Genomic DNA, 26,717 nt, shown 5'->3' with positions numbered 1-26,717 from the left:
ATCCACCCTACGCTGACCCTGCCAATCCACGCCCTTTCAGAAGGGCATCCACCCCCGGCAAACGCCCCCGGAACGCGACATAAAGGTCTGCGGCGTCCACTGACCCACCTGACGACAGCACAGTTTCTTCCAAACGCTTTGCCGTGTCCGGGTCAAACGGATCACCCGCCTCTTCAAATGCGTCAAACGCATCAGCGTCCATGACCTCGGACCACATGTAGCTATAATAGCCGCTGGAATAGCCGTCGCCTGCAAACACATGTGCAAAATGCGGGGTGGCGTGGCGCATGCGGATCGCATGCGGCATGCCGATTTGTTCCAAAACCTGCGCTTGTTTCTGCATCGGATCAGCCGGGGCCGGGCCATTGTGAAACGCCAGATCGACCAGCGCCGAGGCCACATATTCCACCGTCTGAAACCCCATATCATAGGTTGCAGCGCCTAGCATGCGGTCCAACAAATCCTGCGGCATCGGCACACCCGTATCCGCATGGGTCGCAAACTCTGCAAGCACCTCTGGCACCTCCAGCCAATGCTCGTATAGCTGGCTGGGCAGTTCCACAAAATCGCGGGCCACCGATGTGCCACTAATGCTTTCATAGGTCACATCCGACAACATCTGATGCAGCGCATGGCCAAATTCATGAAACAAGGTCCGCGCGTCATCATAAGACAACAACGCAGGCTTACCTTCCTCAGGCTTTGCAAAATTGCAGACGTTTACGACATGCGGGCGGATATCGCCGCCAATCCGCGTTTGCACCCGCATCGCCGAACACCACGCACCCGATCGTTTTGCCCCGCGCGCGAAATAGTCACCGATGAACACCGCGACATGCGCGCCGTTACGCGTGACCTCCCACATACGGACATCGGGATGATAGGTCGGCCCTTCAAGCGGCGCAAATTCCAGCCCGAACAGCCGCGTCGCGCATGAAAAGGCCGCTTCGATCATCCGGTCAAGTTGCAGGTAGGGCTTTAGCTCAGCCTCGTCCAAATCATGCAATTCCTTGCGGCGTTTTTCGGCATAATAGCGCCAATCCCATGGCTCCAATGGCCCCTCAAAACCATCAGCATGCAACATCTGTGTCAACACTTTGGCGTCAGCTTCGGCGGCCGCTTTGGCAGGTGCCCAGACCTGCATCAACAGATCATTCACTGCGGCGGGCGTGCCAGCCATTTCGGTTTCCAGTTTGAAGTTGGCAAAGTTATCATAGCCAAGCAGCTTTGCGCGTGTTTCGCGCAGCTTAAGCGTCTCAGCCGCCAGCGCACGGTTATCGGTCTCACCGCCGTTGGCGCCACGCGCGCCCCAAGCCTCATAGGCTTTTTCACGCAGATCGCGCCGATCCGAGAACTGCAAGAACGGCACAATCAAGGAACGTGACAGCGTCACAACGGGACCGCCTGCCGCTTTTTCAACACCTGCGGCATTGGCCGTTGCGATCACAAAATCAGGCAGGCCTGTCAGATCATCTGGCCCCAAAGGCAAGAACCAGCTGCGTTCATCCGCTAGTAGGTTTTGCATGAAATCCGTGCCCAAGACAGAAAGCCGCGACTTGGCATCGCGCAGCGCGGTCGCATCATCCCCGGACAATTGCGCCCCGGAGCGGACAAACCCACGGTGCGTCAACATGAGCACGCGTTGTTGTTCATCCGTCAGATCAAGCGTTTCACGCTGATCCCACAGGGTTTTTACACGCGCAAAAAGCGCGGTATTCTCAGACACTTCAGAGGCGTATGCGCTCAGCTTTGGTGCAAATTCACGCTGCAATTCTTCGCGCGCGGCGTTGCTGTCTGCCCCTGCCAGCGCATAAAACGCACCCAACACGCGACCTAGCAATTCATCAGCCGTTTCCAATGCGGTGATCGTGTTGTCAAATGTGGGCACATCAGCGTTTTGCGCAATTGCCGCGATATTGTCGCGCGATTGTTGCAAGGCGACGTCAACGGCTGGCGCAAAATCAGCATCGGCAATTTGGTCGAACGGGGGCAATCCAAAGGGGGTGTCCCAAGTGGTCAGCAACGGGTTGGTCATGGTGATCTCCTTTACCGGATAGATATGCTGTGCAGCACATAATTACGAGCGCTGACGCATACGTTTTTCAAATCGGCGTAGCACAATCGACAGGCTGATTGTCATCGTCAGATAAACCAAGGCGACCACATTATAGGTTTCGAAATAACGGAAATTTCCCGCCGCGGTGACCTTGCCCAGTTGCGTCACATCTGTCACGCCAAGCACGGAAACAAGGCTCGAATCCTTGAGCATCGCGACGAAGTCATTGCCAAGCGGGGGGAGGATTGTGCGCAAGGCTTGCGGGAACACGATATGCCGGAACCGCTGCCAGCGGTTCATACCAAGCGCCTCTGCAGCCTCAATTTGTCCAATATCAACGGATTGCAGCCCGGCGCGAAAAACCTCAGCCAAGAAGGACGCATAGGCCAGCGTCAGCGCGATAATCGCGCGCCAGAGCAGCGAAAAATCACGCGTGCGGATCGGGTCAGCCTCGATCATCTCAGCCACCCAATTCCACGCCATCACCAACCCCGGCGCCAGAACAAAGGCCACGTAAAGCAGCAGCACAATAATCGGCACGCCGCGCATAATTTCGATATAAAACCGTGCAATCTGGCGCAAGATGATTGACCGCGACAAGGCCGCCAGCGCCAGTGCAAGCCCCAGAAAACAGGCCATCGCGTAGGCAATTAACGTGACATAAACCGTCACCCACATCCCTTTGCGCAATGTACTCAGCACCTTGGAATAGGTGTCATCCGTAAAGACCTGCCAAAACAAGTAAAGGCCGATCGCGATTACTGCGACCAGCCAGTAAGGAAAATCCGCTTTGCCCATGGGTTTAGGGTGCAACGCGAAAAACCCTGCGCTTATTCGCCAAGCTTATAGTCAAGGAACCAACGCGTATTGAGCACGTTAATCGTGCCGTCAGCCGCCATATCCGCAATTGCTGCGTTAATCGGACCAACCAGATCAGAGCCTTTGGGGAAAATAAAACCAAAATCTTCGGTCCCGAGCTTTTCACCGATAATCTTCAACCCGCCGTCAGAGGCTTCGACATAGCCGTTCCCAGCGGTGCCATCGGTCAAGATCAAATCGACATCGCCGACGCGCAACGCCTGCACGGTTGCCCCAAATGTTTCCATTAGTTGAATACGCAGGTTGGCTTCATCGCCGTCCAGCACATCGTAAACGCCGACATAAAACGGCGTCGTGCCGGGTTGTGCGGCCATCAAAAGATCATCATCAGCGGCAAAGCCCGCGGCATCGTCGAACCGATCCTCATCACCACGCACCAGCATCACCATTTCAGAGGTCATATAGCTGTCCGAAAAATCAACGATCTCGGCGCGGTCTTCGCGGATGGTGATCCCGGTCATGCCGATATCATATTGCGCGCCGGACACCGCTGGAATCATCGCGTCCCAGCTGATGTTTTCATAGGTGATCGTGGCGTTCAAGCGTGCGGCAATCTCGGCCATCGCGTCATATTCCCAGCCCACAGCATTGCCGTCAGTATCGATAAATTGCAGCGGCGGGTATGCGTTTTCAGTGACGACAACGATCTCGCGCCCGTCCAGATCGGGCAGATGACCATCGGCCAGCGCCGGTGTTGCACAAAGAGCCAAAGCAAGTGTCGCGACCGTTTTCATCAGAGTCTCCAATCTGTTTGATTTGAAAAGCAGCCTAGGCCCGTCAGCCCAGAACCTGCAAGCCCCTGCCACCGCATGCGGCGCAATCTGCGCGCGGCTTGATCGCAATGATCCGCGTTTGCGCATAAAGCGCATCATAAATCAGCAACCGTCCCGCCAATCCATCGCCTGCACCGGTGATTTTCTTAACCGCTTCGACCGCCATCATCGCGCCGATCACGCCGGGCAATGGGCCGATCACCCCAGCTTCGGCGCAGCTAGGTACCAATGCAGGGTCCGGCGCCGTTGGGAAAATACAGGCGTAGCAAGGGCCGCCCGACGATGGATCATAAAGGCTGATCTGTCCTTCCCACTGCGTCAGCGCAGCCGCTATCAGTGGCTTACCCAGCGCTACAGCCGTGCGATTAACCAGATAGCGCGTATCAAAATTATCGGTGCCATCCAGGATCAGATCATATTCCGCGAACAGCTCCGCCGCGACATCCTCATTTAGGCGGCGGTGATAGGGGTTCACCGTGACAAACGGGTTTTGCGCGCGCATGGCGTCGGCTGCGGAATGCACTTTGGGCATCCCGATATCGCGGTCTTGGTGGATGACTTGTCGTTGCAGGTTCGTGTTTTCGACCAGATCATCATCGATTACGCCAATGGTACCGACCCCAGCTGCCGCCAGATATTGCAGCGCTGGCGCCCCAAGCCCCCCTGCCCCGACGACCAAAACACGGGCATCGCGCAGCGCCTTTTGTCCCGGTCCGCCGACCTCGCGTAGCATGATATGGCGGGCGTAGCGGTTCAATTCGGTTTCGGAAAAGCTGTCAGGGGTTTGCGCAGGTGTTTCATGTTCCGGCGCGCGCGCCTTCAACCGGCCCAGTAAATTCCGATAGCCCGCGACCAATATACCGAACACCACAAACAAAGCCCAAAACCGGGCATCGCCGCCCGTGGCCATGCGCAGTGGATGTCCATCGGGCAACACAAGATGCACCAAAATCACGGCGCTGATCAAAACCGCCAGCATCACCCAGCGCACCCGCATCGGGGCGCCCATCAACGTTGTGATCGCCCAAAGCGCCAACGCCATTGAGCCAACCATCATCATAGGCCGGTAGACCCAAACCCACCCGCACCGCGTGTGGTCAGATCAAGCATCGCAACAGGCTTGAACTTCGCTTGCACAACGGGGGCCACGACCATCTGTGCGATGCGCATCCCGTGCTGAATGGTGAAATAGTCTTGGCCCCAGTTGATCAGAATAATCCCAACAGGCCCGCGATAATCACTATCAATCGTGCCCGGGCTATTTACCAAGCCGATCCCATGTTTCAGTGCAAGACCTGATCGCGGTCTGATCTGCACTTCGAACCCTTGCGGGATGGCCATACGCAATCCCGTTGGCACCAATGTGCGGCGTCCCGGCGGCAATTCAATCGCACGTTTATCCGCTAGGTTCGCTCGTAGATCAGCGCCCGCAGCGCCGGGAGTTTCGTAGGACGGCAGACCAAGGCCAACATCGGCCCCCTCATCCCATTGGATTGCAATTTCTGGGGTCACGTGATGGCCTTTGCGATACGGTCGGCCAATGCGGCAGCAGTGGCATCTTTCGACATGCGCGGCCAATCCTCTGCACCGTCAGCGGTGATCAAGGTCACATCGTTTTCCGATCCGCCCATAATGCCTGTTTCGGGGGATACATCATTGGCCAAAATCCAGTCACAACCCTTGCGCAACCGTTTGGCGGTCGCATTGGCAATGACATCATCGGTTTCAGCGGCAAAGCCCACAACCAAAGCAGGACGACCTGATTTGAGCTTCGACACGGTTGCCAGAATGTCGGGGTTTTCCGCAAATTCGAGATGCGGCAGCCCGGATTTATCTTTCTTAATCTTACTGTCACCCGCATTGCTCACATGCCAATCCGCAACGGCAGCGGCAAAAACCGCGGCATCTGCGTCGGGGGCTGCGTTGACGGCATCCAGCATTTGTTTGGCGGTTTGCACAGCTACGACGCTAACACCTGCAGGTGGGGCAACATCCGCCGGGCCCGTCACAAACGTCACATCTGCGCCCAGCGCGACCAGCGCCTTTGCAATGGCGGTGCCCTGCGCACCTGACGATCTATTCGCAATATAGCGCACCGGATCAATCGGTTCATGCGTTGGGCCGGAGGTGACGAGGATATGTTTACCCTTCAGCGGCCCATCTGACAAAGCGGCATCAATTGCGGCTATAATATCAGGGGTTTCGGCCAAACGCCCCGGTCCAAACTCGCCACAGGCCATTGCGCCCTCATCTGGGCCAACGACTAGTACGCCATCATTTTGCAAGGTCGCCAGATTGCGCTGCGTCGCCGGATGATCCCACATGCGGACATTCATTGAAGGCGCGACCAAGACGCATTTATCCGTGGCTAACAACAGCGTCGACGCCAAATCATTCGCCAGCCCTTGCGCCATTTTCGCCATCAAATCCGCAGTCGCCGGGGCCACAACGATCAGATCGGCCGCGCGCGACAATTCGATATGGCCCATCTCGGCCTCGTCGGTCAGGTCAAACAGATCCTGGTACACTTTGCTTGCCGATAGGGCCGAAAGGCTAAGCGGGGTGACAAATTCAGCACCAGCGTTGGTCAATACCGGTGTGACATGCGCGCCTTGTTCACGCAATCTGCGCAGCAAATCCAGCGCCTTAAAAGCCGCGACACCGCCGCCGACGATCAGCAAAATATGTTTGTCCGCCAGCATGGCAAGTCTCCGATAGCGTAATGGTGTGAACTTAGGTCAGTTCGGTGCCATGCACAATGACGCGCCCGCATCGTCATAAACCCGTGCGCTTGGACCTAAAGCCGTGCTAGTGCGGTGGCGATACGGGTCAATAAAGGTGCACAGCGATGCTGCCCAAACTTACACTTGTTCTTGGTGGCGCCGCCTCTGGCAAATCGGCTTTTGCCGAAAGCCTTGTGCTCGACGCAGGAATGCAGAAAATCTATATCGCGACGGCGCAGGTCTATGACGATGAAATGGCCGATAAAGTTGCGCGACACCGCGATCAGCGCGGTGAAAACTGGACGACCATCGAAGAACCAATTGCGGTTGTAGATGCGCTGAACACGGTCACCAAAGACGCCGCTGTGTTGATCGATTGCGCGACACTTTGGCTGACCAACCTTGTTATTGGCGAACACGACGTCACGCAGCAAACCGCCGCGTTGCTGGCCGCGATTGACGCCTGCCGCGCGCCCATCGTGATTGTATCAAACGAGGTCGGCCAAGGGATCGTGCCCGACAACGCTCTGTCCCGCCGCTTCCGTAATGCCCAAGGCCAGTTGAACCAAGATATCGCCGCCAACGCAGATCTTGTTGTGGCGGTGATGGCTGGATTGCCGATGGTGCTCAAAGGGCAGTTGCCGTGACCCGGCTATGGTGGGTGCGTCACGGACCAACCCACGAAAAAAACTTTGTCGGTTGGCGTGATGTGCCTGCGGATCTATCTGATCAAGCCCTGATCGACCGGGTTGCAGATCACTTGCCGGTCGACGCATTGGTGATCGCCTCTGATCTCATCCGCGCATCAGCCACGGCCGATGCGATCGGGCGGAACCGCACCCGATTGCCTGACCACCCTGACCTGCGCGAATTTAATTTCGGAGCCTGGGACGGGTTGCATTTTTCACAGGTCGCGGCACGTGACCCCGACCTGAGCCGCGCATTTTGGGAAACCCCCGGCGATCTTTGCGCGCCAGATGGCGAAAGCTGGAACGCGGTTGCAGCACGCGTGAACGCGGTCGTTGATGATTTGATAGCGCGTCACATGGGCCAAGACATCATCATTACTGCTCATATCGGCGTGATCATGACGCAAATCCAGCGGGCAAGCGGCAGCACCGCGTATGAGGCAATGGGACATCACATTGATAACTTGTCGATCACCCAAATGTCGTATGGGCCGCAGGGGTGGACGCTTGGAGCGATTAATCACATTGCGTGATGGGATACGTCACATATTGTCGTTTTGCGAAATGACGATGGCGCGCTAGCGTCACACTATGACATATCAACTTTACATCGGTGATCGCACCTTTAGCAGCTGGTCGCTTCGCGGCTGGCTAATGCTCGAAAAATTCGGGCTGGATTATAACACCAATATCGTTGGGCTTTACGCGGGCACATACCGCGAAGAACTGGCACATCTTGCACCGGCGCGCACGGTGCCTGCGATGCAAACACCTGAAGGTTATGTATTGACCGATAGCTTGGCGATGGGCGAAACGCTGGTTGAGCGGCACCCAGACGTAAACCTTTACCCGCGCGACGGCGCAGCGCGTGCATTGGCGCGCACCATTACCCACGAAATGCACTCTGGGTTTATGGCGCTACGCGATGCCTGCCCGAATATGATCACCCATGTCTGGGACGGTTTTGAACCATCTGATGCGGTGCTTGCCGACGTCGCGCGCGTCGAAGAGCTTTGGGCGCTGGCACGGTCGCGGCACGGGCAAAATGGACCTTGGCTATTTGGTGACTATTCACTGGCCGACGTGTTTTATGCACCGGTCGCGCTGCGTATGACCACATATGATTTACCCGCGAGCCCGACAGCACAGGCCTATATCGATGCACATCTGTCGGATCCCGCGTTTTTGGCATGGCGCGCAGCGTCGCAATCCGAAAGCTATGATCCGTGGCCTTATCCGATGGATCTTGGCCGCAAACCTTGGCCCGGCGACGAATCTTAACCATTCGTAAACCACGACCACGTAACCGTTAACCAAAAGCGGAGCGTGGTCATGGTCGCACAGGCCTATACAGTTGCATTTGAAGGGATTGATGCCCGGTTAGTCGAGGTGCAATGCGCCGTTAGCCCGGGCATCCCTGCCTTTTCAATCGTTGGGCTACCCGACAAAGCGGTGTCAGAAGCGCGCGAAAGGGTCCGCGCGGCCCTGACCGCCATGGCCATTGCGTTGCCGTCCAAACGGATCACCGTCAACCTATCCCCTGCAGACCTGCCCAAAGAAGGATCACATTTCGACCTGCCGATTGCGCTCGCGCTTCTTGCGGCGCTTGAAATCATCCCGTCTGATCAAGCGGCCCAAACCGTGGCCTTGGGGGAATTATCGCTGGATGGAACACTCGTGCCCGTGGTTGGTGCGCTGCCCGCAGCGATGGCCGCCGCCGAAGACGACCGGACGCTTTTATGCCCGCACGCCTGCGGGCCAGAGGCCGCTTGGGTCGGGGCAACAAATGTGATCGCGCCGCGCACATTGGCAGATGTGGTCCGGCATTTCACCGGGCAATCGGTGCTCGCACCATCTGAACCGGGCGAAGTGCACCGCCCCGCAAATATGCGCGACCTGTCAGAGGTTAAAGGCCAAGAACGCGCCAAGCGCGCGCTTGAAATTGCAGCGGCCGGGCGTCACCATCTGATCATGGTTGGATCACCCGGATCGGGAAAATCCATGCTCGCCGCGCGCATTCCGGGTATTCTACCGCCGCTTACCCCCGTCGAAGCCTTAGAGACATCGATGATCCATTCGCTGTCAGGCCTGCTGGACGAAGGCGGCATTAACCGCGAATGCCCGTTCCGCGAACCGCATCACACCGCATCCATGGCCGCAATCGTCGGGGGCGGACGCACGGCCAAACCCGGTGAAATCAGCCTTGCCCACAACGGCGTATTGTTCATGGACGAATTCCCCGAATTTGCGCGCACCGTGCTCGAAACCCTGCGCCAGCCGATTGAAACAGGCGAGGTGGTCGTGGCCCGCGCCAATGCGCATGTGCGTTACCCCTGCCGATTTATGCTCGTCGCGGCTGCAAACCCCTGCAAATGCGGATACCTGTCTGACCCCGCCCGCGCCTGCACACGAGTGCCGCTATGTGGCGATGACTATTTGGGGCGGATATCTGGGCCGTTGATGGACCGGTTTGATCTACGGATCGAAGTCCCGCCCGTCGCGTTCACTGACCTCGATTTACCTCAAGATGGCGATAGTTCCGAAACCATCGCCGCACGCGTCGCAGCGGCGCGCGACGTGCAATCAGCGCGGTTTTCGGGGCATAGCAAAATGCGCGTAAACGCGGACGCCGAAGGCAACGTGCTTGAAGAAATCGCAACCCCTGACGCTGACGGGCGTGACTTGTTGCTCAAAGTCGCGGAACGATTTGGTCTATCTGCGCGCGGCTACCACCGGGTGCTGCGGGTCGCGCGCACCATCGCCGATTTGGATGGATCAAGCGAGGTACGTAAACCTCATGTGGCCGAGGCGGTTAGCTACCGGCTCTCGCTCTCGAAAGATGCGTGAACAAAGCGCGCCATTTGCGTCAAAGCTGCGCGCGCTTGTGGAATATATCCGACAAACATTTGCCAAACATGCGGGACGTCCTCCCAAATCTTAAGCGTTGCAGCGCCCGCCAAAACATCTGCCATTCGCACTGCATCATCACGCAAAGCTTCGCCGCTTCCGACCTGAATCAGAACAGGCGGCGCGCGCTCAATCCTCGCAAATAGCGGCGACGCACGCGGATCGTGGCGGTCCGCACCACAAAGATATCGATCGACGACTTCGTCCATTCGGGACACCGGCAGCAACACTTCGGATTTGGTCTGCAAGCTGGGGCCGCTTAGCGTCAAATCCGTCCAAGGGGACATCGCGAATGCGGCGCGCGGGTGGTCACCTTGCGCGATCAGATGCGTGAGCAACGCCAACATTAATCCGCCACCAGCGCTGTCACCACCAAGTACAATATCTTTGGGACGATACCCTTTGGCGATCAGCGCGTCCCACGCGGCAACCGCATCGTCAAACGCAGCAGGAAACGGGGCATCTTGCAGTAATCTGTAATCGGGGGCGCAAACGCGCACCCCTGTCAGTTTTGAAATATGGCCAAGCAACCCGCGATAGGCTGTTCCACTTCCAACGAAATAGGCGCCGCCGTGAAAATATAGGATGACGCGCCGGGGTTCCACCGGGCCGACGCTGACCCAATGAAGGGTCAAATTACCTAGCGCCTCTTGCAGGTGACAAATCAGCGGCGGCCCCGGAAAAAGCCGAGGCCCAATAAGATCAAATGTCCATTTTGCCCGCGTCGGCGACTTTGACAGCCCAAGCATGGGCCGCACAAAAACGCGCAACCCAAGATTAAGCAATCTTAATCGCAAATCAGTTGGCCTTTCGTGCCTCGATGGCTTGCCAGATTTTTTCTGCTATATTGACGCCGTCAAAGCGTTCGAGCTCTTGTATGCCTGTAGGCGAGGTCACGTTGATTTCAGTGAGCCAATCACCGATCACATCAATGCCTACAAAAACTTGGCCTTTTTCGCGCAAAAGCGGGCCAATTTTGGCGCAGATTTCGCGGTCACGATCGGTCAGGTCAACCTTCTCGGGGCGCCCACCGACATGCATGTTAGAGCGCGTTTCGCCTTTTGCAGGCACGCGATTGATCGCGCCAACTGGTTCGCCATCTACGAGAATGACGCGTTTATCGCCCTTGCTAACCGCAGGCAGGAATTTCTGCATGATCAGTGGTTCGCGGTTAATCCCGCTAAATAGTTCGTGCAATGAGGCAAGGTTGCTATCAGCATGCGCAAGCTTAAACACCCCCGCGCCGCCATTGCCATAAAGTGGTTTCAGGATGACATCGCCATGTTCTTCGCGAAACCCGCGCAACGTCTCAAGATCACGTGCGATCATGGTCGGTGGCGTGAGGTCAGGGAAGTCCAACACCAGCAGTTTTTCGGGATAATTGCGCACCCAAAACGGGTCGTTGACCACAAGCGTTTTCGGGTGAACCATATCCAAAATATGCGTCGTCGTGATATAGCCCATGTCAAATGGCGGATCTTGGCGTAGCCAAACCACGTCAAAATCAGCCAAATCCACGGTCTGTTCGTCGCCTAAAATCGCGTGATCGCCTTTAACGCGCTGCACCGTGAATGGCCAGCCACGCGCCGTGACACGCCCCTGATCATAAGCCAATTTATCAGGGGTATAGTAAAACAACGTATGGCCGCGTGCTTGTGCCTCTTCGGCGATCCGAAACGTGCTGTCGGCGTCGATATCGATCGGGCCGATCGGGTCCATTTGGAAAGCGATTTTCAGCGACATGGGGCAACCTCTATGCATCTAGTGTTGCCTGATACATGGCGCAGGCCCCGGCCTAGTGCAATGGGCAGTCATGTTTCCATGAATGCGTTTTCAATCACTTTCACGCAACCAACCGCATCGACCAACGCCAAATCAAAGCGCACATCAGTGAGTTGCCCACGCGGTTCGCCGGCCAAAAATTCAGCAGCGCTGCCACAAATGCGGTCCATTTGTTTGCGGTTTAGCCGGGTCGCCGCGCGCGCGAAACTACGGCTTTTCTTGACTTCGACAAAAACAACCGTGTCGCCGTCACGACAAATCAAATCAATTTCACCGCTTTGACCGCGCCAGCGTTCACCGGCAACCCGGTGATTGCGCCGCAAATAGTCGCGCGCGACAATCGCTTCAGCCGCAAGCCCTGCGTGATATCCGGTTTGCCCCGTCATTCATCATCCTTCATGCCAAGGGCGGTCTGGTAAACCTGCCTGCGCGGCAACCCCAACGCACCAGCCACAACCGTCGCTGCGTCTTTCACGCGCATCGTTTGCATCGCTTCGCGCAGCGCGTCTTCGACGTCCAATTCGGCCACATCTGTCGCCCCGGCGCGCCCAACCAACACAACCAATTCGCCTTTTACCGCACGTCCATCAAAAGCATCGGCTAATTCTGCCAGTGTCCCGCGTTGCGTTTCTTCAAATTTCTTTGTCAGTTCACGACAAACGACGGCCTGCCGATCCCCACCCAAAACATCGCGCAAATTCCCTAACATTTCACCAACGCGTTTGGGGCTTTCATAAAAAACCAACGTAAACGGGACATCCCGAAGCGCCGCAATTTCGGTTTCGCGCTGCTGTTTCGCCGCCGGCAGAAATCCAACGAACGCGAATCGGTCGGTTGGCAGCCCCGAAACGGTAAGCGCCGCCAAAACCGCCGAGGCGCCCGGTGCCGCTGTCACAAAAAGCCCCGCGGCAATAGCGGCGACGCCCAGTTCATAACCCGGATCGGCCACCAGTGGCGTTCCCGCCTCAGAGACGTAAGCGACTGATTTACCGCCCTGAATATCGCTCACCAACCGCGCGACCGCACCTTCGCCACTGTGGTCATGAAAGGCCACAACCTTGCGCCCATTCAGCGGCACACCGTGGATTTCCATCAGCTTGCGGGCTGTACGTGTGTCTTCGGCGGCAATCAAATCCGCGCTGGTAAGGATATCGAGCCCACGCAACGTCATGTCGCGTGCGGACCCGATAGGCGTGGCGACAAAATACAGTCCGGCAGAGAGTGGCTTGTTAACGAAATTCATATCTAGACCCGCGTGTCCCCTGCTTTATGATGGCGGTCAAATGGCGTTGCCACCAATTCAGACCAGCGCCCGATCCTGGAGGGATACCGCAAATGTTCGCCCGATACAGTAGTGCACGTCAGCTTGTTGCACGTTTTTTCGCTTTCACCGCTTTGCTTTGGCTGGCGGCCTGTGACGTCACCATCGATCCGAACGCCAATGTTGGGCAAGACATCGACCCAAGTGATCCGGTGCCTGTGGCCCTTTTGGTGCCACGTGGGTCTGGCACGGGCAGCGATGATTTCCTTGCGCAGAACCTCGAAAATGCCGCGCGCCTTGCAATCGCGGATCTAGAGGGCGCGACAATTGAACTGCGTGTCTATGATACCGCTGGCGATCCAACAACTGCGGCGGCGGCAGCTGTGACGGCTGTCAATGATGGCGCCAAAATCATCCTTGGGCCGCTTTATAGCGAAGCGGCGAATGCGGTTGGCGTGGCCGTCGCGGGGCGCAATGTGAACGTTTTGTCGTTTTCAAACACGACCAGCATCGCAGGCGGTAACGTGTTCGTACTGGGGGCAACCTTTGAAAATACGGCCAACCGCCTAGTACAATATGGCACCCGCACCGGGATCAGCCGCTATCTAATTGCTTACGGCGATGACGCTGCTGGGCAAATCGGGAGCCAAGCCATTGCGCGGGCTGTCCAAAATAACGGCGGTCAAGTTGTCGGCATGGAAAGCTACCCACTGTCGCAGCAAGGCATCTTTACATCGACCCGGCGCATTGTCGCAAGCGTGCGTAGTTCTGGGGCGCAGGCCGTGTTCACCACCGCTGGGGCCACGGCTGATCTTCCGATTATCGCAACCGCATTGCCTGACGCCGGTATGAGCGACAACGTGAACTTTATCGGGCTGACGCGCTGGGATACGGTACCACAGCTTTATGCGCTGCCGGGCGTTCAAGGCGGGCTATTTGCCATGCCTGACCAATCTACGGCGACGTTGTTTGCAAATCGCTATTCAGCAACCTACGGCCAAGCCCCGCACCCGCTAGCAGGTCTTGCATATGATGGCATCGCAGCGATCGGCGCGCTTGTCGCGGCCGGCAATACTGAGGCTCTGACCAAGGCCGCACTCACCAGTCCGCAGGGATTCCGTGGCACATCGGGTGTCTTCCGTTTGCTGCCAAACGGGCTTAACCAACGCGCATTGGCCATCGCAACCATTCAAGAAAATCAGGTGATCGTCCTTGAACAAGCCCCACGCAGTTTTGGCAACGCCGGTCTCTGACCACGCGGCCAAGCCCCATCAAAATACGCCGGATAGTTTGATCTGTCCGGCGTCTACTATTTTTGACCACGCCCAAGTCAGCGCCGACCTGACCGAGGCAAACAACGATGCGCAATCCGAAAAGGACGTGCGCGCTGCAACTGTGGGCATTTTATCGGCGGCGCGCAACAAAGGCCGCGCGGCGATTGCCGAAGCGTTTCACGCGCAGCCCTTTGCGTCGCGCGCAACAACGCAGGCCTATAGCTGGCTCACCGATCAAATCGTGAAACTGGTGCTTGAGGTGTCAACAGAGCGGTTGCACCCGCTGCCCAACCCGACCCAAGGCGAAAAACTATCACTGATCGCAGTTGGCGGGTACGGGCGCGGCGAAATGGCGCCTGAATCAGACGTCGATCTCTTGTTCTTGACGCCGTACAAAATGACCCCTTGGGCCGAAAGCGTGATCGAAACCATGCTTTACATATTGTGGGACCTGAAACTGAAGGTTGGGCATGCCAGCCGCACCGTCAAAGATTGCGTGCGCTTGGCCCGCGAAGATTACACAATCCGCACCTCGCTGGTTGAATATCGCTATATCGCGGGCGATGCCCCCCTAGCAGAGCACTTGGGTGAACAGCTTTGGGAAGACCTGTTTAAGAACACCGCCGGCGAATTTATCGAAGCCAAGCTTGCGGAACGCACAGAGCGCCATCGCAAGCAAGGTGGACAACGCTATGTTGTTGAACCAAACGTCAAAGAAGGCAAAGGCGGCCTGCGCGACCTGCAATCTTTGTACTGGATCAGTAAGTATATCTACGACGTCAAAAAAGCGTCCGACCTTGTCGATCTCGGCGTTTTTTCAACGGAAGAGTTCGAAACATTCGTCACTGCCGCCGACTTCCTTTGGGCCGTGCGCAGCCACATGCACCTGATCACCAAGCGCGCCACGGATCAGTTGACCTTTGATCTTCAGGTCGAGGTCGCGAATGCGATGGGCTACACCGATCATGGCGGACGTCGCGCGGTTGAACATTTCATGCAGGCCTATTTCCGACAGGCCAACCGCGTCGGCGAGTTGACACGCATCTTTTTGACCGCACTTGAAGCCACCCACTCGAAACCTGAACCAGTATTGTTACGGCTGTTTGGGCGTCGCAAAAAAGCCAAAGCCCCCTACGCCATCAAACAAAACCGCCTCACGATCGCAGATGAGGACGCTTTTTTCGCAGACAAACTAAACATGTTGCGGATGTTCGAAGAAGCCCTGCGTACGGGCACATTGCTCCACCCTGATGTGATGCGGTTGATCGCGGCCAATCTCGAAATGATCGACGATGATTTACGCCAAAACCGAGAAGCGCGCCGGATTTTCCTTGATCTCTTACTCAAGCACGGGAACCCCGAACGCGCGCTGCGCCGGATGAATGAACTTGGGGTGCTTGACGCCTTCATTCCTGAGTTTGCGCCAATCGTCGCGATGATGCAGTTCAATATGTATCATCACTACACCGTCGACGAGCATACGATCCAATGTATCTCTAATCTTGCGCAGATCGAACGCAACGAACTGATAGAAGAACTCCCGGTCGCCTCGGGGATATTGGAACGGGGTGTAAATCGTAAGGTGTTGTATATCGCGCTTTTGCTGCACGATATCGGCAAGGGGCAGAAAGAAGATCATTCTATTCTCGGGGCGCAGATTGCCCGCAAAGTGGCCCCAAGGCTGGGGCTGAACAAAAAGGAATGCGAGACCGTCGAATGGCTGATCCGCTATCATCTGCTGATGTCGGATGTGGCGCAGAAACGCGATATTTCGGAACCACGCACAGTGCGCGGTTTTGCCAAAGCGGTGAAATCCGTCGAGCGGCTTGATCTTTTGACGGTGCTGACGGTCTGCGATATCCGCGGTGTTGGGCCGGGCACATGGAACAACTGGAAAGCCGTACTGATCCGCAACCTCTATAAGGCGACCAAAAGTGCGCTCCAAAACGGGCTTGAGGATTTGAACCGCGAAACCCGCGAGACAGAAGCAAAGCGCGCCCTGCGCGCAGCGCTCGCGGATTGGCCCGCAAAAGACATCAAAACCGAAATCGCGCGCCACTATGGCCCCTATTGGCAGGGCATGCCTTTGGCCAGCCATGTGACTTTCGCCAAGCTTCTACGTGGCATTTCGGACAATGAATTGCGGCTTGATCTGATGCTTGACGAAGACCGCGACGCCACGCGTACCTGTTTTGCGATGGTGGATCATCCGGGGGTGTTTAGCCGAATGACTGGTGCACTGGCTTTGGTTGGCGCAAATGTCGTCGACGCGAGCAGCTACACGTCGAAAGACGGTTTCGTAACGGCCGTGTTTTGGATTCAAGACAACGACGGCAACCCCTATGAGGAATCGCGATTGCCGCGATTGCAGCAGATGATTTCTAAGACCCTGAGCGGGGACATCGTTGCGCGTGATGCATTGGTCAGCAAAGATAAAATCAAGAAACGCGAACGTGCCTTTAAGGTCCCGACCAATATTACCTTCGACAATGATGGGTCCGAAATTTACACGATCATCGAAGTTGAATCGCGTGACCGTCCCGGCTTGCTTTATGACCTGACGCGGACCTTGGCCAATAGCTATGTCTATATCGCCTCCGCCGTGATCGCGACCTACGGCGAACAGGTTGTTGATACATTCTATGTCAAAGACATGGTTGGGTTAAAGTTCTACTCCGACGCAAAACGCGCAACTTTAGAACGCAAGCTGCGCGAAGCCATCGAACAAGGCGCAGAGCGGGCGCATAAATGAAGCCTATCCGCCTCATGTCCGGTTTTTTCACCGTCGGCATATGGACGCTGGCGAGCCGGCTGTTGGGCTTTGTTCGCGACATCATGATTGCGGCCTTTCTTGGTACCGGCCCCGTGGCCGAGGCCTTCTTGGTCGCGTTTTCATTGCCCAATCTGTTTCGCCGGTTCTTCGCCGAAGGCGCGTTTAACATGGCGTTTGTGCCAATGTTTTCCAAAAAACTTGAAGGCGACGACGGCGCGCATCAGTTCGCCCAGGACGCCTTTGTCGGGATGACAGTCTTACTCACCGGGTTCACGATCCTTGGCATTATCTTCATGCCCTTGCTGGTCACCGCAATGGCCAGCGGTTTTATCGGAGATGCCCGGTTTGATCTGGCGGTGGCCTACGGGCGCTTTGCGTTTCCCTATATCTTATTCATCTCATTGGCGGCGCTTTTGTCGGGCGTTTTAAACGCAACTGGCCGCTTTATGGCTGCCGCTGCGGCCCCCGTCTTGCTGAATGTAATCTTTTTGATCGCCATCATCGGGACGGCCTTGTGGGGCTCTAGCACGCAAGAGGCGCAAAGCCACGAAGTAGGCAATGCACTTGCCATGGCGGTGCCCGTTGCTGGCATCGCACAGATGGCATTGGTCTGGTGGGCAGCGGCACGCGCGGGATTCCCACTGCGGCTGCGACGCCCAAAGATGACACCTGAATTGAAACGCCTTGCGATCATCGCCGCCCCTGCCGCACTTGCGGGTGGGGTCGTGCAAATCAATCTGTTGGTTGGCCGCCAAGTCGCCAGTTTTTTTGACGGCGCCGTTGCCTGGCTGAACTATGCGGATCGGCTGTATCAACTGCCGCTTGGCGTTGTGGGCATCGCGATTGGTGTTGTCTTGCTGCCTGATCTGTCCCGCCGTTTGCGTGCGGGCGACACCGAAGGGGGGCAAAACGCGTTTAACCGGGCCTGTGAAATCAGCCTCGCACTGACCATCCCTGCAGCTGTCGCCCTCATGGTGATCCCATATCCGCTGGTCAGCGTCCTATTTGAACGTGGCGCATTTGACGCAACAGATACCGCAGCGACCGCCATTGCCGTCGCAATCTACGGGTTGGGGCTGCCCGCGTTCGTGATGCAAAAGACGCTCAACCCGCTGTTTTTCGCCCGTGAAGACACCAAACGCCCGTTCTACTATGCGCTGGTTGCACTTGTGTTGAATGCGGCGCTCGCGATTGGGTTGGCCCCTTACATCGGCTATATCGCCGCCGCCATTGGGACCACGTTGACCGGCTGGGCGACGGTGCTGCTCTTGTGGAACGGTGCGCGCGATATGGATGGAGCAGCGCGGTTTGATGCGCGGTTCAAACGGCGGCTTCCGCGCATTTTAATTGCTTCACTCGGGATGGGTGCCATTCTTTGGGCAATGGCTGCACTACTATCCCCATGTTTCGCAATCGCGACCCTACGCTACGGCGCCCTGTTGGCCTTGGTTCTCAGCGGGATCATCAGCTACTTTGGAATTGGGCACTTGGTTGGCGCGTTCAAGCTCGCAGAATTCAAACGCAGCTTGCGCCGCTAGGATCGCTGCCGCATCCGACGCAAGAATGCCGCCCAACCACCAGGCGCCAGCAACAGTGACAGGCCAAACCCAACGACAAAGGCGCTCAACTCCGCGATCCAGCCATAGCCAGTGTCAAAGATCAGCCCAAACACCAACTGCAAACCAAGCAATACAGCAATCAAGCGAAACGCCTTCAACTGGTTTTCGCCCATCGCCTTAAGATCTAGCCAAAGCGCATAAGTATAAGCCCCGATCAGCCCGTAAACAGGCGGAAAGCCCCCAATCAATCGGTAGTTGTTTGGGGCGATCAATCCAAACGCGATAGCCCCCACAATTGCGGTGACACCATAAAGCAGAAGGATTTTAACCCCGCCGTAAAACTCAGCCGTGAACTTACCCAAGGCCAATGTCAGTGCCGCACAAAACGCCATCTGCGTGAGACCCCTGTTAATAAAAGGGTAGGTTACAAACCTCGCAAGCAAAGAAGCAGAATAATCATTGTTTATCATCAAACGATCCAAGACCCCACTTGAAAAGCCATAGTCTTGCTGTGCCGCCAAACGCCAGCCAACACCGCGTTGCCCGCCGACGATCCCTACATCAGCAAGCTGTAAAACGGCCTCGACCCCAATAATCGCCAGTGCCAACACAATGATGATGGGCGGAATCGCATTGATTGGACTTTCGGGTTTCATCATATAGCCTTGAGATGTTGAAGTTGACGGGTCTGTCTGGCATGGGTATGCGACCCCTGCCCTGAAATCCAGCCCGGACATTTGCACAATGACAGATACAACATTCACGCCCCGCGTTTTCTCTGGGATCAAACCCTCTGGCGGGCTGACGCTTGGCAACTATCTGGGCGCGATCAAACGGTTTGTGGGCATGCAGGGCCAGATGGAAACCATCTATTGCGTGGTCGATATGCATGCGATCACCGTCTGGCAGGACCCTAGAGAGCTGGCGCATATGACCCGCGAGGTCGCCGCCGGCTATCTAGCCGCCGGGCTTGATCCGTCACAATCAATCTTGTTCAACCAAAGCCAAGTCGCCGCCCACGCAGAACTGGGATGGATTTTTAACTGCGTGGCGCGTGTCGGCTGGATGAACCGCATGACCCAGTTCAAAGACAAGGCCGGTAGCAACGCTGAAAAAGTGTCGCTGGGGCTCTATGCCTATCCGTCATTGATGGCTGCAGATATTTTGCTGTATCACGCGACACATGTGCCCGTTGGCGAAGACCAAAAGCAGCATGTTGAACTGACCCGTGATATCGCGGCCAAGTTTAATCACGACTATAAGGTTGAATTCTTCCCAACGACGGAACCGGTCATCGAAGGCCCTGCCATGCGGATCATGAACCTGCGTGACGGCACCAAAAAGATGTCGAAATCAGGCGAAAGCGACATGGAACGCATCAACATGACCGATGATGCAGATAAGATCGCCAAGAAATTCAAGAAAGCGAAAACCGATCCTGAGCCACTGCCCGAAACCGTCGAAGGTTTGGCCAGCCGCCCGGAGGCCCGCAATCTGGTCGAAATCTACGCAGCTTTGGACGACACAACCCCCGAAGCCGTCATCGCGCAATATCCCGGCGCTGGTTGGGGCACATTCAAACCCGCGCTGGCCGATTTGGCGGTCGCAAAGCTCGCGCCGATTTCCGAAGAAATGGCACGGCTGATGGATGACCCTGCTGAAATCGACCGCACCTTGGCCGCTGGTGCCGATAAGGCGCGCGCCATCGCTGAACCGATTCTCAAACAAACCTATGATATTGTTGGACTATTGCGCGGATAGGCCGCTGTCACAAAAATGAATCGCGGCATGGCGACCATGATGGCGCGCAGCAACGATTCGCCATGCGCCCCCGGCCCCGCGCGTCACGTCCCGCCCCTTGTTGGACGCCTTGGTCAAGACGGCGTTCGATGTCCCCCCGGCATCGGACGCCAATTCTGACGGCCCCGTTCAAAACCGTTGCCACTATGCATGCAATGCGCCAATATCCCCGGAACGGGAGAATACTGAACATGCGTAAGTTCTTGGTTGTACTTGATGATAGTCGCGAATGCCTGAATGCGATGCGTTTTGCGGCGATGCGTGCCTCGTCGACGGGCGGTGGCGTTGCAATCCTGTCGGTTATCCCCCCGGATGAGTTTAACCATTGGATTGGCGTTGCTGAAATCATGCGCGCTGAGACCCGCGAACGCATCGAAGTCCATTACGAGGTCTTTGCCAAATGGATGCGTGATCGTCAAAATGTGCACCCCGAATTGATTATCCGCGAAGGCGAACCGATCGTAGAGATCATCAACCAAGTCACCGAAGACCCTGAAATCGGTGTTTTGGTCTTGGGCGCGGGCACCGATAATAAAGGCCCCGGTCCCCTGGTCACGCAGCTCACCCGTCAATCCGGCAGCCTGCCGATCCCGATCACCATTGTGCCGGGCGATCTGTCCAAAGAGCGGCTTGAGGCCATTACCTAGTTTAGAACTGTTCCAAACCTTGACACGGGCGGGGCCAAGGCGCATATCGTAACCCTGACAAAAAAGGTTTGCCCGATGTTCATTCAGACAGAATCTACGCCCAACCCCGCAACACTGAAATTCTTGCCCGGCCAGAACGTGCTGGACGCAGGCACCGCAGATTTTCCAAGCGTCGAAGCCGCCGAGAATTCTCCGCTTGCGAAGCGCATCTTTGCGGCAGGCCAAGTAACTGGCGTGTTCTTTGGCAATGATTTTGTGACAGTGACCAAAGCCGATAGCGTCGAATGGGACCATATCAAACCCGGTATTCTTGGCGCGATCATGGAACACTACCAATCCGGTCAACCTGTCATGGCCGACGACCATGCCCCTGCCAGCGGTCACGCCGACCATACCGGTGAAGACGGTGAAATCGTCGATCAGATCAAAGAACTGCTGGATACCCGCGTGCGCCCTGCAGTGGCCCAAGATGGTGGCGACATTACATTTCACGGCTTTGACCGCGGCATCGTTTATCTGCATATGCAAGGCGCCTGCGCAGGCTGCCCATCGTCTACCTTAACGTTGAAAATGGGGATCGAAAACCTGCTGCGCCACTATATTCCAGAGGTCGTAGAGGTGCGCCCCGTTGCCGCCTAAGCCAACAATCATTGCTTTTGATACATCGGCGGCGCATTGCGCCGCCGCTTTGTTGTTGGGCGACCGTGTTATCACCCGCATCGATGAGATGGCCAAAGGCCAAGCTGAACATTTGATGCTGATGGTGAACGAAGTATTAGCTGCCGAAGGGCGCACATGGGCAGATATCGATGCCATAGGTGTTGGCATCGGCCCGGGCAATTTCACAGGCATTCGGATTAGCGTGGCCGCCGCGCGTGGGCTGTCGCTAGGTCTTGGGAAACCCGCGATTGGCGTTTCGACGCTTGAGGCCCAAGTTTATGGCCTTTCTGGTGTTGTGGCGTCATGTCTGCGCGCACCGCGTGAACGCGTTTATATGCAAGGGTTCTGCAATGGCCCGACGACAAAGCCCGCGCTGTGCGATATGCGCGCCGATGATATGCCGCTGCTGCCAGCTAAGGCTGAGCCGCAGATCTGTGGCGATGCCGCAAACGAAGTCGGCGCGCTGATGGGATGGCAACCCGTTGCTGCACAAGCGCCCTATATCGTCGGGATCGCCAAACTGGCGCGCGCGCGGATGCATTCGCATACCACGCGCCCCGCGCCGCTTTATCTGCGGCCCGCGGATGCCGCGCCGCCGCGTGACCCTGCACCAAAAATTCTAACATGACACCGCATGCGCTTGCCCAGCTTCATGCTGCTGCGTTTACACAAACGCGCGCGTGGTCCGAGGCAGAGTTCACAACCCTGCTACAACAGCCCGGCGCGATTCTCTCAGCGCAGGAATTCTGCTTTGCCTTGCTGCGCGTGACATTGGACGAAGCCGAAGTGCTGACAATTGCGACGGCCCCGGATCAGCGGCGTAAAGGGCATGCCGCACGTATCCTTTCACAGGTCGAAGCATCTGCCCAAAAATCAGGCGCAACCACCGTATTTCTCGAAGTGGCCGAGGACAACCACGCGGCAATATCCCTTTATACAAAGGCTGGTTATGCCCAAGTGGGGCGGCGCCCGAATTATTATACGCCCAAAGATGGGGCACCTATTGCCGCGCTCGTGCTACAAAAACAATTTTAGCGCGACTAACCCGGCGTAACCCCCTGATTTCGCCCCCATCGCATCGGCAATGATCGTTCAATCATTGAAAAACCTGTTGATCTTCCGTGTTAGTCAGGGCCTTATCTGTTGATGGACCGACGCTAAGATCGGCTCGACATATTCAAAGAGGCGGCGCATCGCGCCAAAAATGCCTCACATAACGACTTGGGAGACCATAAATGACCCTTACACAAAAACTCTTTGGCGCTGCGGCGACCATCGCTTTGACAGCTGGTGCGGCTGCCGCTGATCCCGCGATCCTGTTCGATCTGGGCGGTAAGTTCGACAAATCCTTTAACGAAAGCGCGTATAATGGCGCAGAGCGTTGGGCAGCCGAAACTGGCGGCACATACGCAGAAGTTGAAATCCAATCTGACGCGCAGCGCGAACAAGCGATCCGTCGCTTTGCTGAATCTGGCGCGAACCCAATCGTGATGGCAGGCTTTTCATGGGCAACACCATTGGCTGAAGTTGCCGCAGATTACCCAGACACCGCATTTACCATCATCGACATGGTTGTTGATGCGCCGAACGTCCGTTCAGTTGTGTTTAACGAACACGAAGGATCATACCTTGTGGGGATGATGGCAGCGTTGACGTCTGAAACTGACACTGTGTCATTCATCGGCGGCATGGACATTCCGCTGATCCGCAAATTCGCATGTGGCTACGCCCAAGGCGCGTTGGCGGCAAACCCTGATGTCACAGTGATTGCAAACATGACAGGCACAACACCCGCGGCTTGGAACGATCCGGTAAAAGGATCAGAGCTGACACTTGCACAAATCAGCCAAGGTTCTGACGTTGTCTTTGCGGCCGCTGGCGGCACAGGCGTTGGTGTTTTGCAGACAGCTGCAGACGAAGGCATCCTATCAATCGGTGTTGACGCGAACCAAAACCACCTGCACCCAGGCATGGTTCTGACATCAATGATGAAGCGCGTGGACCTCGCGGTTTATGACGCAATGTCAGATGGCCCAGACATGGAAACTGGTTTTAACGTGATGAGCGTGACAAACCACGGTGTTGGTTTTGCAATGGACGCGAACAACGAAAACATCGTTGGCTATGACGTGCTTGCAGCGGCTTATGCAGCCGCTGCTGCAATCGAATCTGGCGAATTAGCTGTTCATGATTACTCAAGCGACGAAACCTGCCCTGCGCTTGATTTCTAAGCAAACACATTAAGCTATACATATTCGGGGCCGCGCGGCTACAGTTGCGCGGCCCTTCCTATTTCCAGACAGGTATCTCATGACCGACACTGCCCCAGCGATTGAACTCAGAGGTATCTCCAAAGCCTTTGGCCCCGTGCAAGCCAACAAGGACATCTCGATCCGCGTGATGCCGGGCACGATCCACGGGATCATCGGAGAAAATGGCGCAGGCAAATCAACGCTGATGTCGATCCTATATGGGTTTTACAAAGCGGATGCTGGCGAGGTTTTTATCGCGGGCGAAAAGAAAAATATCACCGATAGCCAGGCGGCCATTGCTGCGGGCATTGGTATGGTGTTCCAGCACTTTAAACTGGTTGAAAATTTTACGGTTCTTGAAAATGTCGTGCTGGGCGCCGAAGATTCCGGGCTGCTGAAGCCGTCACTGGCGCGCGCACGCCGCGAACTCAAAAGCCTTGCCGAGGAATACGAGCTAAACGTCGACCCCGACGCGGTCATCCAAGACGTGGGCGTCGGCACACAGCAGCGGGTTGAGATCCTTAAGGCGCTGTATCGCAAGGCCGATATTCTGATCTTAGACGAACCAACCGGCGTGTTGACCCCGGCCGAGGCGGACCACCTGTTCCGTATCTTAGAAAACCTGCGCCGCGAGGGTAAGACCATCATCTTGATTACGCATAAGCTGCGCGAAATCATGGAAATCACTGATACAGTCAGCGTCATGCGGCGCGGCGAAATGACGGCCACTGTCAAAACATCTGAGACCAACCCACCACATCTGGCCGAGCTGATGGTTGGGCGCAAAGTGCTGCTGCGCGTCGACAAAGCCCCGGCGCAAATCGGCCGCAAAATCCTAGAGGTCAAAGACCTCAATGTGACCGACGACAAAGGTGTGCACCGCGTGAAAGGTGTCAGCTTTGACGTCCATGCGGGCGAAATTCTGGGCATCGCGGGTGTCGCAGGCAATGGGCAATCTGAATTGCTCGAAGTGCTCGGTGGTTATGAAAACGCCACGGGCAGCATCGTGATGAACGGCGAGGCGATTGACCTGACAGGCGCGAAGTCAGACGGCCAAAGCCGCCGCGCGCGTGGCATCGCCCATGTGCCCGAAGATCGGCAACGCGAAGGGCTGATCATGGACTTTCACGCATGGGAAAACACCGGGTTTGGCTACCACCATGACGCCGCCTATCAAAAGAACGCGCTGTTCATGGATAATGCCGCGCTTAAACGTGATACCGAAGAAAAGATGGCCCGTTTTGACGTGCGTCCACCCGATCCGAACCTTGCCGCCAAAAGCTTTTCGGGCGGCAACCAGCAAAAAATCGTGCTGGCGCGCGAGATTGAGCGCAACCCAGATTTGCTGTTGATCGGCCAACCGACGCGCGGCGTGGACATCGGCGCGATTGAATTCATTCACCAACAAATTGTTGCACTTCGGGATCAGGGTAAGGCTATTTTGCTTGTTTCCGTAGAGTTAGAAGAGATTTTGTCGCTCTCTGACCGGATTGCTGTTATGTTTGACGGAAAAATAATGGGCGAGCGGATGCCTCAAAACACAGACGAAAAAGAACTCGGCCTACTTATGGCCGGGATGACAGGAGGCGATTCCTGATGGACGCGATGCCAAAATGGGCGGACGTGATCCTAATCCCTGTGATTTCGATCTTGCTTGCCGCCATTCTTTCTGCGCTGGTTATTCTTGCAATTGGTGAAAACCCTTGGGCTGCGCTGAAGTTAATGGTCAGTGGTGCGCTCGGATCCACCTATGGCTGGGGTTATACAATCTATTACGCCACCAACTTTATCTTTACCGGCCTTGCCGTTGCGATTGCCGCACAAGCGAAGATGTTCAACATCGGTGGTGAAGGTCAGGCGCTATTGGGCGGTTTGGGCGTTGCGATCATCTGTCTTTACATCCCTTGGCCCCATTGGACGATCGCACTGCTTGGCGCCGCTTTAGGGGCTGCACTGTTCGGCGCAGCTTGGGCGGCGATCCCGGCGTTCTTGCAGGCCAAACGTGGTAGCCACATCGTGATTACAACAATCATGTTCAACTTTATCGCCGCAGCTTTGCTAAACTACTTCCTCATCGGTGCACTGAAGGCACCGGGCATGGAACCTGCGACCGCAAAATTCCCAGAACCTACGCATCTGCCCTCCTTCCAAGACATGTTTAACTTTGGCGAAACCACGTTTTTCCGTGGTGCACCCGCGAATGTGACATTCTTTGTGGCCATTGCGGCATGTGTATTTGTTTGGGCCTTGGTCTGGCGCACGCGTTTGGGCTACGAAATTCGGTCATTTGGGGAATCTGAAACTGCCGCGAAATACGCGGGCATTAACCCCACAAAAATCATCATGGTCACCATGTTAATCTCTGGCGCGCTTGCCGGAATGATGGCCATCAACAACGTACAGGGCGAGGCCGAACGGCTGGTCCTGAACGCAGCAGAGGGCGCTGGCTTTATTGGCATCGCCGTCGCGCTCATGGGTCGCAACCATCCTTTCGGGGTATTGTTGGCGGCCCTTCTTTTCGGCTTTCTATATCAAGGCGGCGCAGAACTCGCCCTATGGACGTCGATCCCTCGTGAGTTGATCATCGTAATACAGGCATTGGTGATCCTCTTTACGGGTGCACTAGACAATATGGTGCGTATGCCGCTCGCGCGGCTATTTCTATCATTGAGGAGAGCATAA

The 26,717-nt window shown here is 56.3% G+C and carries 26 protein-coding genes; 15 read left to right on the top strand and 11 right to left on the bottom strand.

Annotated features, from left to right (window positions below; genetic code table 11):
• Positions 1-7: 7 nt before the first annotated feature.
• From Yoon_RS03545 to coaBC, 6 genes are read right to left on the bottom strand one after another with little or no spacing between them, the layout of a single operon-like run.
• Positions 8-2,035: a M3 family metallopeptidase gene (locus Yoon_RS03545; protein WP_238110202.1), complete on the bottom strand. Its 2,028-nt coding sequence runs from the start codon at positions 2,033-2,035 to the stop codon at positions 8-10.
• A gap of 42 nt (positions 2,036-2,077) precedes the next feature.
• Positions 2,078-2,854 (bottom strand): amino acid ABC transporter permease, encoded by a 777-nt coding sequence (locus Yoon_RS03540; protein ID WP_238110955.1) that lies wholly within the window; start codon positions 2,852-2,854, stop codon positions 2,078-2,080.
• A gap of 32 nt (positions 2,855-2,886) precedes the next feature.
• Positions 2,887-3,669 (bottom strand): transporter substrate-binding domain-containing protein, encoded by a 783-nt coding sequence (locus tag Yoon_RS03535; protein ID WP_238110199.1) that lies wholly within the window; start codon positions 3,667-3,669, stop codon positions 2,887-2,889.
• A 43-nt stretch (positions 3,670-3,712) separates the two neighbouring features.
• Positions 3,713-4,768 (bottom strand): molybdopterin-synthase adenylyltransferase MoeB, encoded by a 1,056-nt coding sequence (locus tag Yoon_RS03530; protein ID WP_238110197.1) that lies wholly within the window; start codon positions 4,766-4,768, stop codon positions 3,713-3,715.
• Complete coding sequence (gene dut, locus Yoon_RS03525; RefSeq protein ID WP_238110196.1) at positions 4,765-5,220, bottom strand: dUTP diphosphatase; 456 nt, start codon at positions 5,218-5,220, stop codon at positions 4,765-4,767. The genes Yoon_RS03530 and dut overlap by 4 nt, the downstream gene beginning before the upstream one ends.
• Positions 5,217-6,410: a bifunctional phosphopantothenoylcysteine decarboxylase/phosphopantothenate--cysteine ligase CoaBC gene (gene coaBC / locus Yoon_RS03520; RefSeq protein ID WP_238110194.1), complete on the bottom strand. Its 1,194-nt coding sequence runs from the start codon at positions 6,408-6,410 to the stop codon at positions 5,217-5,219. Before coaBC ends, dut begins: the two co-directional genes overlap by 4 nt.
• 146 nt (positions 6,411-6,556) lie before the next feature.
• Here coaBC and cobU point away from each other — a divergent pair, with 146 nt between their 5' ends.
• Genes cobU through Yoon_RS03500 form a run of 4 tightly spaced genes read left to right on the top strand, consistent with a single transcriptional unit; the run spans position 6,557 to position 9,967 of the window.
• Entirely contained in the window at positions 6,557-7,078 is a 522-nt protein-coding gene (gene cobU, locus Yoon_RS03515) for a bifunctional adenosylcobinamide kinase/adenosylcobinamide-phosphate guanylyltransferase (RefSeq protein ID WP_238110192.1), read from the top strand.
• Positions 7,075-7,653 carry a histidine phosphatase family protein gene (locus Yoon_RS03510; RefSeq protein WP_238110190.1) on the top strand — a complete coding sequence of 193 codons (579 nt, stop codon included), beginning with the start codon at positions 7,075-7,077 and terminating at the stop codon, positions 7,651-7,653. Before cobU ends, Yoon_RS03510 begins: the two co-directional genes overlap by 4 nt.
• 58 nt (positions 7,654-7,711) lie before the next feature.
• Positions 7,712-8,401: a glutathione S-transferase gene (locus tag Yoon_RS03505; protein ID WP_238110189.1), complete on the top strand. Its 690-nt coding sequence runs from the start codon at positions 7,712-7,714 to the stop codon at positions 8,399-8,401.
• Positions 8,402-8,452: 51 nt separating this feature from the next.
• Positions 8,453-9,967, top strand: coding sequence for a YifB family Mg chelatase-like AAA ATPase (locus Yoon_RS03500; RefSeq protein ID WP_238110186.1), 1,515 nt, complete (start codon positions 8,453-8,455; stop codon positions 9,965-9,967).
• On the opposite strand, the gene Yoon_RS03495 is transcribed toward Yoon_RS03500, so the two are convergent.
• The 4 genes from Yoon_RS03495 to rsmI form a co-directional block, all read right to left on the bottom strand.
• Positions 9,937-10,824 (bottom strand): alpha/beta hydrolase, encoded by an 888-nt coding sequence (locus Yoon_RS03495; RefSeq protein ID WP_238110184.1) that lies wholly within the window; start codon positions 10,822-10,824, stop codon positions 9,937-9,939. The two genes, Yoon_RS03500 and Yoon_RS03495, sit on opposite strands and share 31 nt — an antisense overlap.
• 1 nt (position 10,825) lies before the next feature.
• Complete coding sequence (gene gshB, locus Yoon_RS03490) at positions 10,826-11,770, bottom strand: glutathione synthase (RefSeq protein WP_238110182.1); 945 nt, start codon at positions 11,768-11,770, stop codon at positions 10,826-10,828.
• A gap of 68 nt (positions 11,771-11,838) precedes the next feature.
• The gene (locus tag Yoon_RS03485) at positions 11,839-12,195 is read right to left on the bottom strand and encodes a YraN family protein (protein WP_238110181.1); all 357 of its coding nucleotides are present in this window, start codon (positions 12,193-12,195) and stop codon (positions 11,839-11,841) included.
• A complete protein-coding gene (gene rsmI, locus Yoon_RS03480; protein WP_238110179.1) occupies positions 12,192-13,052 on the bottom strand; it encodes a 16S rRNA (cytidine(1402)-2'-O)-methyltransferase in 861 nt (286 codons plus the stop codon). Before rsmI ends, Yoon_RS03485 begins: the two co-directional genes overlap by 4 nt.
• 92 nt (positions 13,053-13,144) lie before the next feature.
• Here rsmI and Yoon_RS03475 point away from each other — a divergent pair, with 92 nt between their 5' ends.
• From Yoon_RS03475 to murJ, 3 genes are read left to right on the top strand one after another with little or no spacing between them, the layout of a single operon-like run.
• The gene (locus tag Yoon_RS03475) at positions 13,145-14,323 is read left to right on the top strand and encodes a penicillin-binding protein activator (RefSeq protein WP_238110177.1); all 1,179 of its coding nucleotides are present in this window, start codon (positions 13,145-13,147) and stop codon (positions 14,321-14,323) included.
• On the top strand, positions 14,283-17,096 hold the full coding sequence (locus tag Yoon_RS03470; protein ID WP_370642097.1) for a [protein-PII] uridylyltransferase: 2,814 nt from the start codon (positions 14,283-14,285) through the stop codon (positions 17,094-17,096). The genes Yoon_RS03475 and Yoon_RS03470 overlap by 41 nt, the downstream gene beginning before the upstream one ends.
• Positions 17,093-18,655: a murein biosynthesis integral membrane protein MurJ gene (gene murJ / locus Yoon_RS03465; protein ID WP_238110176.1), complete on the top strand. Its 1,563-nt coding sequence runs from the start codon at positions 17,093-17,095 to the stop codon at positions 18,653-18,655. The genes Yoon_RS03470 and murJ overlap by 4 nt, the downstream gene beginning before the upstream one ends.
• On the opposite strand, the gene Yoon_RS03460 is transcribed toward murJ, so the two are convergent.
• Entirely contained in the window at positions 18,652-19,335 is a 684-nt protein-coding gene (locus Yoon_RS03460) for a rhomboid family intramembrane serine protease (RefSeq protein WP_238110174.1), read from the bottom strand. The two genes, murJ and Yoon_RS03460, sit on opposite strands and share 4 nt — an antisense overlap.
• An 85-nt stretch (positions 19,336-19,420) precedes the next feature.
• Between Yoon_RS03460 and trpS the strand changes: the two genes are divergently transcribed.
• The 8 genes from trpS (at position 19,421) to Yoon_RS03420 (ending at position 26,717) form a co-directional block, all read left to right on the top strand.
• Positions 19,421-20,437: a tryptophan--tRNA ligase gene (trpS, locus tag Yoon_RS03455; protein ID WP_238110166.1), complete on the top strand. Its 1,017-nt coding sequence runs from the start codon at positions 19,421-19,423 to the stop codon at positions 20,435-20,437.
• A 230-nt stretch (positions 20,438-20,667) separates the two neighbouring features.
• The gene (locus Yoon_RS03450) at positions 20,668-21,123 is read left to right on the top strand and encodes a universal stress protein (protein WP_113778056.1); all 456 of its coding nucleotides are present in this window, start codon (positions 20,668-20,670) and stop codon (positions 21,121-21,123) included.
• 75 nt (positions 21,124-21,198) lie between these two features.
• Complete coding sequence (locus Yoon_RS03445; protein WP_238110157.1) at positions 21,199-21,762, top strand: NifU family protein; 564 nt, start codon at positions 21,199-21,201, stop codon at positions 21,760-21,762.
• Positions 21,752-22,411 (top strand): tRNA (adenosine(37)-N6)-threonylcarbamoyltransferase complex dimerization subunit type 1 TsaB, encoded by a 660-nt coding sequence (tsaB, locus tag Yoon_RS03440; protein WP_238110155.1) that lies wholly within the window; start codon positions 21,752-21,754, stop codon positions 22,409-22,411. Before Yoon_RS03445 ends, tsaB begins: the two co-directional genes overlap by 11 nt.
• A complete protein-coding gene (locus tag Yoon_RS03435) occupies positions 22,408-22,818 on the top strand; it encodes a GNAT family N-acetyltransferase (RefSeq protein WP_238110152.1) in 411 nt (136 codons plus the stop codon). Before tsaB ends, Yoon_RS03435 begins: the two co-directional genes overlap by 4 nt.
• Before the next feature lie 200 nt (positions 22,819-23,018).
• The gene (locus Yoon_RS03430; protein ID WP_238110150.1) at positions 23,019-24,014 is read left to right on the top strand and encodes a BMP family protein; all 996 of its coding nucleotides are present in this window, start codon (positions 23,019-23,021) and stop codon (positions 24,012-24,014) included.
• 79 nt (positions 24,015-24,093) lie between these two features.
• Positions 24,094-25,632 carry an ABC transporter ATP-binding protein gene (locus Yoon_RS03425; protein WP_238110148.1) on the top strand — a complete coding sequence of 513 codons (1,539 nt, stop codon included), beginning with the start codon at positions 24,094-24,096 and terminating at the stop codon, positions 25,630-25,632.
• Positions 25,632-26,717, top strand: a complete 1,086-nt coding sequence (locus tag Yoon_RS03420; protein WP_238110147.1) for an ABC transporter permease — start codon at positions 25,632-25,634, stop codon at positions 26,715-26,717. The genes Yoon_RS03425 and Yoon_RS03420 overlap by 1 nt, the downstream gene beginning before the upstream one ends.

This window comes from Yoonia sp. I 8.24, assembly GCF_022096995.1.
GTDB lineage: Bacteria > Pseudomonadota > Alphaproteobacteria > Rhodobacterales > Rhodobacteraceae > Yoonia.
The sequence above is the reverse complement of the archived record's forward strand: the minus strand, read 5'-3'. Positions and strand labels throughout refer to the sequence as shown.

Bases quoted from the DNA above. Each gene is read 5' to 3' on its own strand.
- Yoon_RS03545 (WP_238110202.1), bottom strand. From the start codon at position 2,035: ATGACCAACCCGTTGCTGACCACTTGGGACACCCCCTTTGGATTGCCC.
- Yoon_RS03540 (WP_238110955.1), bottom strand. From the start codon at position 2,854: ATGGGCAAAGCGGATTTTCCTTACTGGCTGGTCGCAGTAATCGCGATC.
- Yoon_RS03535 (WP_238110199.1), bottom strand. From the start codon at position 3,669: ATGAAAACGGTCGCGACACTTGCTTTGGCTCTTTGTGCAACACCGGCG.
- Yoon_RS03530 (WP_238110197.1), bottom strand. From the start codon at position 4,768: ATGATGATGGTTGGCTCAATGGCGTTGGCGCTTTGGGCGATCACAACG.
- coaBC (WP_238110194.1), bottom strand. From the start codon at position 6,410: ATGCTGGCGGACAAACATATTTTGCTGATCGTCGGCGGCGGTGTCGCG.
- cobU (WP_238110192.1), top strand. From the start codon at position 6,557: ATGCTGCCCAAACTTACACTTGTTCTTGGTGGCGCCGCCTCTGGCAAA.
- Yoon_RS03505 (WP_238110189.1), top strand. From the start codon at position 7,712: ATGACATATCAACTTTACATCGGTGATCGCACCTTTAGCAGCTGGTCG.
- Yoon_RS03500 (WP_238110186.1), top strand. From the start codon at position 8,453: ATGGTCGCACAGGCCTATACAGTTGCATTTGAAGGGATTGATGCCCGG.
- gshB (WP_238110182.1), bottom strand. From the start codon at position 11,770: ATGTCGCTGAAAATCGCTTTCCAAATGGACCCGATCGGCCCGATCGAT.
- Yoon_RS03485 (WP_238110181.1), bottom strand. From the start codon at position 12,195: ATGACGGGGCAAACCGGATATCACGCAGGGCTTGCGGCTGAAGCGATT.
- rsmI (WP_238110179.1), bottom strand. From the start codon at position 13,052: ATGAATTTCGTTAACAAGCCACTCTCTGCCGGACTGTATTTTGTCGCC.
- Yoon_RS03475 (WP_238110177.1), top strand. From the start codon at position 13,145: ATGTTCGCCCGATACAGTAGTGCACGTCAGCTTGTTGCACGTTTTTTC.
- murJ (WP_238110176.1), top strand. From the start codon at position 17,093: ATGAAGCCTATCCGCCTCATGTCCGGTTTTTTCACCGTCGGCATATGG.
- Yoon_RS03460 (WP_238110174.1), bottom strand. From the start codon at position 19,335: ATGATGAAACCCGAAAGTCCAATCAATGCGATTCCGCCCATCATCATT.
- trpS (WP_238110166.1), top strand. From the start codon at position 19,421: ATGACAGATACAACATTCACGCCCCGCGTTTTCTCTGGGATCAAACCC.
- Yoon_RS03450 (WP_113778056.1), top strand. From the start codon at position 20,668: ATGCGTAAGTTCTTGGTTGTACTTGATGATAGTCGCGAATGCCTGAAT.
- Yoon_RS03445 (WP_238110157.1), top strand. From the start codon at position 21,199: ATGTTCATTCAGACAGAATCTACGCCCAACCCCGCAACACTGAAATTC.
- Yoon_RS03435 (WP_238110152.1), top strand. From the start codon at position 22,408: ATGACACCGCATGCGCTTGCCCAGCTTCATGCTGCTGCGTTTACACAA.
- Yoon_RS03430 (WP_238110150.1), top strand. From the start codon at position 23,019: ATGACCCTTACACAAAAACTCTTTGGCGCTGCGGCGACCATCGCTTTG.
- Yoon_RS03425 (WP_238110148.1), top strand. From the start codon at position 24,094: ATGACCGACACTGCCCCAGCGATTGAACTCAGAGGTATCTCCAAAGCC.
- Yoon_RS03420 (WP_238110147.1), top strand. From the start codon at position 25,632: ATGGACGCGATGCCAAAATGGGCGGACGTGATCCTAATCCCTGTGATT.